This is a genomic window from Methanohalophilus sp. DAL1, assembly GCF_001683555.1.
GTDB lineage: Archaea > Halobacteriota > Methanosarcinia > Methanosarcinales > Methanosarcinaceae > Methanohalophilus > Methanohalophilus euhalobius.
In genome coordinates this window covers 1-6532 of sequence record NZ_MAFX01000048.1, presented here as the reverse complement: position 1 = coordinate 6532, position 6532 = coordinate 1, and the positions used below count along the sequence as shown (strand labels likewise).

Below are 6532 nucleotides of genomic sequence, written 5' to 3'. Positions count from 1 at the left end.
AAATTACCTTGATACCGCATACCCTTACCACGAAGGTAAAAGTGAACTCCTGCTGGCTAAAGCGTTACAAAATGGTTACAGGGATAAAGTAAATCTCGCCACCAAAATGCCATCGTGGAACATTGAAAGCCGGGAAGACATGGATCGTTACTTTGATGAACAACTTGAAAGACTTGGTACGGATTACGTTGATTTTTATCTAATTCATGCTATCAACCGGGATTTTTGGCCAAAGCTGTTGGAACTTGGACTATTTGATTTCCTTGATCAGATTAAACAAGATGGCAGAGCCCGTTATGTAGGATTTTCTTTCCACGATGAGGCCTCTTTGTTCAAGGAAATCGTTGATGCCTACCCATGGGATGTCTGTCAGATCCAGTACAACTATCTTGACATCGATTATCAGGCAGGCCACGAAGGTTTACTGTATGCAGCATCAAGAAACCTTGGAGTAATAATTATGGAGCCTTTGAGGGGAGGCTGCCTGGCCGATATGGTACCAGATGACATAATGAAAATCTGGGATAAAAGCGAAGTCAAACGTACACCGGCAGAATGGGGATTGAGATATATCTGGGATCTTGAGCAGGTAAGTATGGTCTTAAGCGGTATGAGCAATCTCGAGCAACTGAAAGAAAATCTAGCAACAGCAAATAAAGCATTGCCACATTCCCTGACTGAAAAAGACCACTCACTGATACGTGAGGTACAGGAAATCTACCGTGATAGACTTGTTGTTGATTGCACAGGTTGCAGGTATTGCCTGCCATGTCCTGCAGGTGTGCAGATTCCCCTCAACTTCAAGTACCTCAATAATGCTATGCTTTATGAAAATATAGAAGATGCCAGCAGGGCCTATGCATCCCACGTAGGAGATGAACGAATGGCATCCAACTGTATAGATTGCGGACAATGTGCAGAGCGCTGCCCTCAGGAAATACCCATACCGGAAATGCTTGCAGAAGTCACAAGGTTACTGGAAAAATAAGTTATGCTCTTTTGAGCGGCACTGTTACAGTTAAGAAATAAATAGGGGGGATTCATCCCTTATTTAAAGGGGATGAAAAAATGGAACAGAATGTATTATTAAATCTAATACCGGTAGACCTTAAATCTTTCGTGCAAAGGAAAAGAAGGGATTTAAAAACCATAGCATTATCCATACTTGTGTACCAGCAGGGACTTAAGTTTGAGAAAAACCTCAGAACTATTATCATATCCTGGTGAATCGATAAGTTACAGGGGAGTACATTACCGGGTACAGAAATTCAGCCGGTGCGTACAGCTTTATGCTGGTAAATTACCAGACACCATAGTAGTTGAAAGTACAGTTTGCAAGCCAGTACTGGTTCTTATACGCGGCTATAAATCCCGATTCTAAAAGAATAATCTATGCCAAGATATACCCTACAAGGAACTACCTAACTACAAAATCTTTCTTTAAGGATTTGAAACGAATATATGGAAAAATGCCAAAGAGGGCAGTTGTAGATGGGGGACCATGGTACACTGTTATGGAGAAACCCGGGATTAATAATATCCGGGGATATCAGAAATTATATCGAGCGATGGTTCAAATCTGTAAAAAGGAGGATTAAGGTGTTCGATAAATATTTCCCACATAAAGAGGGATTGGTCCAATATATCAATAGTTGGATCAATATGTTTATCGCTTACCATAATTACATCAGAAATCATCAAAATTTAAATTCATATACGCCTTATCAATGGGAAAGATGTTTTTACTGAACAGTGTCGATTTCATTATAGGATAAGGTTATATGTCACAACTGACCAACATATTCATTATGTCATTGAAAGCGCTCTTTTTAAACTGTACACTGAAAAAATCACCTGAAGTATCGCATACAAAAGCCCTTATTGATAAAGCAGCTGAACTGTTTCAGGATCTTGGTGTAGATAGTGAGGTAATACGCATTGTAGACCACAACATAGCTTTTGGGGTTTCCTCGGATGAAGGAGGCGATGATGAATGGCCACAGATTCTCGAAAAAATAAAAGCCTGTGATATACTCGTAATAGGATCCCCAATATGGTTTGGAGTAAGATCTGCAGTGGCACAGATGGTACTTGAAAGATTGGATGGATCTTATGGAGATGCTGAACCCCTAACAGGGCAATATCCACTTTATGGCAAGGTAGCCGGAGTTATTGTGACGGGCAATGAGGATGGAGCACACAATGTTTCTGCAAACACACTTTTCAATCTGACCCATCTTGGTTGTACAATTCCTCCGAATGCTGATTGTTACTGGGTGGGTGATGCAGGTCCGGGTCCAAGCTATATTGATGCAGGAGGAGACAAACACCTCTACACAAACAGGACTGTCAGGTATATGGTAAACAATCTTGCTTATATGGCAAAACTTCTGAGGGACAATCCCATCCCTACAAAACTAAAGGAACTGGATGAAGCTGCAAAAATGGTAAGTGACTGATCTGAAAATAGAGAATATGTGATGCCTATTGCATCACATTGCACTTTTGCCAATCTGTGCGATTGTTTCATCAATATCTTTCTGGAGCTCATCCGGGATCCCGGAGATACCTACATCAAGGAAACCGCGCACTATCATTCCTACAGCCTCTTCTTCAGAAAGACCACGCGCCATAAGGTATTCTACCTGTTCCCTTGCAATCCTGCCAACCGCTGCTTCGTGTGTCAGTTCAATATCATCCACGTTTGCTTCAAGGATGGGGATTGCCCTCTGTGTTCCCTTACTGTTCAGGACAAGTCCGTGGCATTCTAAATGCCCCTTTGACTGGACTGCATTTCCTATCATTTCTCCTCTTGCAATAACAGTCCCACCGGTTGTGATCGTTCTGGAGACAAGCTCTGCTTTTGTGTCGGGTGCATCAAATATAACACGACTACCAAGATCCAATTCAGAACCGGGATGTGCCACAGCAATGGTATTGAACCTGGCAAAGGCTCCCTTGCCGGTAAGGCGAGCTGTCGGATAGCTCTGAATGGATTTTACCGCCTTGAGCGTAACATAATTGTTAATGAAAGTAGCACCTTCTTCCAGATGAATTACTGTTCTGGGGCGCACCCCAATTTGTTCAGCCCAATTATGGATCATGGTGAAATTTAGAGTACCACCCTTCTTAACATACATTTCCGAAATTCCCAGATGCATAGCTTTGTCCACATCGCTACTTGTAGAGCAGCCAGTAATTACATCCAATCTGGCGTCTTCTTCTACGATTACAATGTTGTGGACTGTCTGAGAGACGTCTTTTGAACCCATTAGCAGACAGGTTTGGATGGGTAATTTTGTTTTGACTCCCTTCGGGGCTCTTATAAAATAACCATTGGCGTTTTCCAGATAGCTGGTCGCAGTGTATTTATCTGCATCCACAGGCACCAAATTCCAGGAATAATCTTTCAACCAATCATGTTTTTGCATTGCGAAGTGAAGAGGCATCAATTCAATTCCTTTATCGGAAACTGAGGAATGAGATATGGCATTATCAACCATTACAAGGCTGCCACCTCTGCCTTCCCCGCTGGGAACAACTCCTACATTGAGAAGAGTTCTCTGGGATTTCTCATCGAGTTCATTCAGGTTATCAGTGTATTTAGTTTCTTTTGGAGCAATCGAATACTCATCCAGATCAAATTTCTCTCCGTATGCAGCTTCCTTTCGTAGTGCTGCTTTAGCCCTTTTTTTCAGGCTTTCTTCAGTTTGCATGTAATACACTCCTCATAACCGTTTTCTTTGATTTCCTGAAGCATCTCCCTGGGATTCCCCTCGCACATTATTGTTCCGTTGCAGAGGACATAAGCACGGTCTGCTTCGATGTAATCCAAAATCTTACCTGTATGTGTAATTATTAAAGCTGACTTTCCATGACCTTTACGGTCACCCGGGCAGGTTGAATCACCATGGACCAGATCATTTATTGTGCTTCCGATAATGTCAATGCTCATAAGGTCTACACCAGATTCGGGCTCATCAAACAAATAGATACATGGACTTTGTGCAGCAAGTTGTAATAATTCGGATCTTTTGATTTCTCCGCCTGAAAATCCCACGTTGATATCTCTTTCCATGAATCTAATCATATCAAGGGATTCAGCCATCTGCTCCATATCTTTATCCCCTGCTATCAGTTTTAAGAGATTTTTCAGTTTGACTCCAGTCATGTTTGGGGGGCGCTGGGTCATAATTCCAATTCCCCTTGTTGCCCTTTCATCAATAGACATATGAGTTATGTCCTCACCTTTGAATAATATCTGCCCGCTTACTATCTTGTAACCACTAAATCCCATCAATGTCATCAAAAGAGCAGTTTTTCCTGCACCATTTGGCCCCAGAATGATATTTGTATAACCCTTTTCCACTTTGAGGTTGACATCTTTTAGCAGCTCTTTTCCACCAACCTCAACAGTAAGGTCCTTTACTTCTAACATGTAATCCTCCACTTAGTATTCATATTAACTATTTCCAGCTAGGTGATGCTCTAACTATCTATATCTATCCAGACGCTTAAAAAGTTATTTGTTATGGCTGGATTGGAAGCTTAAACAGAATACACTGCCCTGCTTCCTGATTTACTAATAAGTATGTATTTCTTTTAAATTATTAGATATCCTTCTTTATACTGAAAGTTATCATTTCAATAACCCTGTCATATTTATCCACAAGTTCAGACCGTTTATTTGCTCCTATAAAAATATCCGCAAGTTCATAACTATAACTGTCCTGCAACTCCATCTTTGATAGTTGCTGTCCTTCTTTAACCAGCACTTTGACTATTGTACCCGGCATTTCATTCATAACCGAAGCAATTTCTTCATCTGACGGAACTGCAACCACTTTACCGGAATCAAATGTCCTGAGCATGAATTTTGCTGCGTACCGGAATTTGCCCTTATTGCCCAGAGGTTTTGGTTTGTCTCCAAGGGCAAGTTGTAGCATGATTTGATGATGTGAAACACCATGGACTTTTTCAAAAAGGTCAGCATGAGACTGGGATATCCTGGTGTTTATTTCCAGTAAATATACCTGTTTATGGAATGGATCATAAAAAAATTCGACATTGAAAGCCGAATTATCAAGTCCAATGGATCTTATGAATCGTTTGCAAACTTTCATCATTTTTTTCTGGACCCATTTTGGTAATGATGAAGGATATTCATAACGTGAGAATGAAGAAAAATGCTGGTCCCTGATAGAATCCACAACACCATACACCTTTACTTTTCCCTTGTACACATATCCTTCCAGGGTACATTGCCTTCCGTAAAGAGGTGTTTCTGCGATACAGCTCTCTTTCATTTGAGTTATATCTGCAGGAAGATTCTGGTTCTGTAAAAGTTGCATAAACGGTTTGTGAATGAAATCAATACTTTCACGTATTTGTTCCAGTGTTGCCTCGAATTGTCCGCGATTTTCTATTTCGAAAGCAAGGAATGAACGGAATGACCTGAAAGGCTTTATCCAGAAAGGAAAAGGCAGATTTATAGAATCAAATATATCTTCATCAAAAGGATTAAAGGCACAGAATGCGGGTATGTGTTTTGAGATTACTTTTTGCTGCTCTAACCGGCTCCAGTATTTGTGTTCACATTTAAGGACACTTTCAAAACTTGGGCCCGGTAAACCCATTCTTGATGCCAGAATTGGAACCATGTCCTGTGCAGGGAAATCAAAATATGTAATTACACCGGCTGGTCCACCTTCAACAGCCCTCATTCTGTTTTCCGCAACTGATAACAGTTTCTCTACATCAAATTTATCCACATGCCGCATCTCATCAATGTCAATAGCTGAATGAAATACACATTCTTTGGCGGCCGGCACTTTTCTAAGTTTTTCCAGGTTGAAGGAATCCATTCCTACAACAAAAATATTTTTCTTCATTTATCTTCCTCACATCATATCACGTGGAATCAAATCGTCCCAGCTTTTGCTAAAAATCCGTGTATCACCCTCATAAGCATCAAGGATTGCCCGAATTTGAAAATGAGTCGGTGTGGATGTAAGTACTGTTCTTGTCAGGGTTTCAATCTTCCAATCTCCACGCGCCAGACTTCTTGTACTTTCCACTTCTCCTCTAACTGTATTGTAATTGTTATTCAAATAAGAATAAACTTCAGTTGTCTCTTTTCCAATTTCCAGATTGATATCATCCAGCCGTAAGAAGGCATCATTATTGATAATCTGTTGTTTCACTTCATTTGTTGCAAGATTATGTTGAACTGTCCATTCTCTCTTTGCAGGCTCCAGAAGTGTGGAGCGAATTGGTTCTGATAAGACCGGTTCTCCTATATCTGGTAATTTGTCATCTTCTTTGTTTTTTGGTCTTACAGGTAGTATGAGTTTACCCTTGCTCTTTATAGTCAAAGCTGCAGGTTCAGGACTTGGCCACGCAAACGGCCAGTACGAAGTTGAAATCGACAGTCGTATTTTATTGCCAGCGGGGAAATTTTGTGCCACATAATTCATTTTTATGCAAATCCTGTATGTATTACCAACTTCAAGCACAATAGGATTTTCATTAC

General features: G+C 40.8%; 8 protein-coding genes. 4 read left to right on the top strand and 4 right to left on the bottom strand.

Annotated elements, in window-relative coordinates:
- From A9957_RS08420 to A9957_RS08405, 4 genes are all read left to right on the top strand, one after another.
- Nucleotides 1-988 (top strand): aldo/keto reductase (locus A9957_RS08420; protein ID WP_292343890.1); only part of this gene is annotated, 988 nt, incomplete at its 5' end.
- 80 nt (nt 989-1068) lie between these two features.
- Complete coding sequence (locus tag A9957_RS08415) at nt 1069-1227, top strand: hypothetical protein (RefSeq protein WP_164908996.1); 159 nt, start codon at nt 1069-1071, stop codon at nt 1225-1227.
- Nucleotides 1228-1319: 92 nt separating this feature from the next.
- Nucleotides 1320-1598: an IS6 family transposase gene (locus tag A9957_RS08410; RefSeq protein WP_123151406.1), complete on the top strand. Its 279-nt coding sequence runs from the start codon at nt 1320-1322 to the stop codon at nt 1596-1598.
- Nucleotides 1599-1808: 210 nt separating this feature from the next.
- Nucleotides 1809-2459 carry a flavodoxin family protein gene (locus tag A9957_RS08405; protein ID WP_128754097.1) on the top strand — a complete coding sequence of 217 codons (651 nt, stop codon included), beginning with the start codon at nt 1809-1811 and terminating at the stop codon, nt 2457-2459.
- 33 nt (nt 2460-2492) lie between these two features.
- Here the strand turns inward: A9957_RS08405 and A9957_RS08400 are convergent, their stop codons facing one another.
- The 4 genes from A9957_RS08400 to A9957_RS08385 form a co-directional block, all read right to left on the bottom strand.
- Nucleotides 2493-3716, bottom strand: a complete 1224-nt coding sequence (locus A9957_RS08400; protein ID WP_105460115.1) for a SufD family Fe-S cluster assembly protein — start codon at nt 3714-3716, stop codon at nt 2493-2495.
- Entirely contained in the window at nt 3695-4438 is a 744-nt protein-coding gene (locus tag A9957_RS08395) for an ABC transporter ATP-binding protein (protein ID WP_096711354.1), read from the bottom strand. Before A9957_RS08395 ends, A9957_RS08400 begins: the two co-directional genes overlap by 22 nt.
- A gap of 172 nt (nt 4439-4610) precedes the next feature.
- Nucleotides 4611-5891, bottom strand: coding sequence for an ATP-grasp domain-containing protein (locus tag A9957_RS08390; protein WP_096711355.1), 1281 nt, complete (start codon nt 5889-5891; stop codon nt 4611-4613).
- A 9-nt stretch (nt 5892-5900) separates the two neighbouring features.
- Nucleotides 5901-6532, bottom strand: a 632-nt coding sequence (locus tag A9957_RS08385; protein ID WP_292343888.1) for a CocE/NonD family hydrolase C-terminal non-catalytic domain-containing protein, incomplete at its 5' end; no start/stop codon positions are given.

Coding starts and splice junctions, on each gene's coding strand:
- A9957_RS08415 (WP_164908996.1), top strand. CDS start 1,069: ATGGAACAGAATGTATTATTAAATCTAATACCGGTAGACCTTAAATCT.
- A9957_RS08405 (WP_128754097.1), top strand. CDS start 1,809: ATGTCATTGAAAGCGCTCTTTTTAAACTGTACACTGAAAAAATCACCT.
- A9957_RS08400 (WP_105460115.1), bottom strand. CDS start 3,716: ATGCAAACTGAAGAAAGCCTGAAAAAAAGGGCTAAAGCAGCACTACGA.
- A9957_RS08395 (WP_096711354.1), bottom strand. CDS start 4,438: ATGTTAGAAGTAAAGGACCTTACTGTTGAGGTTGGTGGAAAAGAGCTG.
- A9957_RS08390 (WP_096711355.1), bottom strand. CDS start 5,891: ATGAAGAAAAATATTTTTGTTGTAGGAATGGATTCCTTCAACCTGGAA.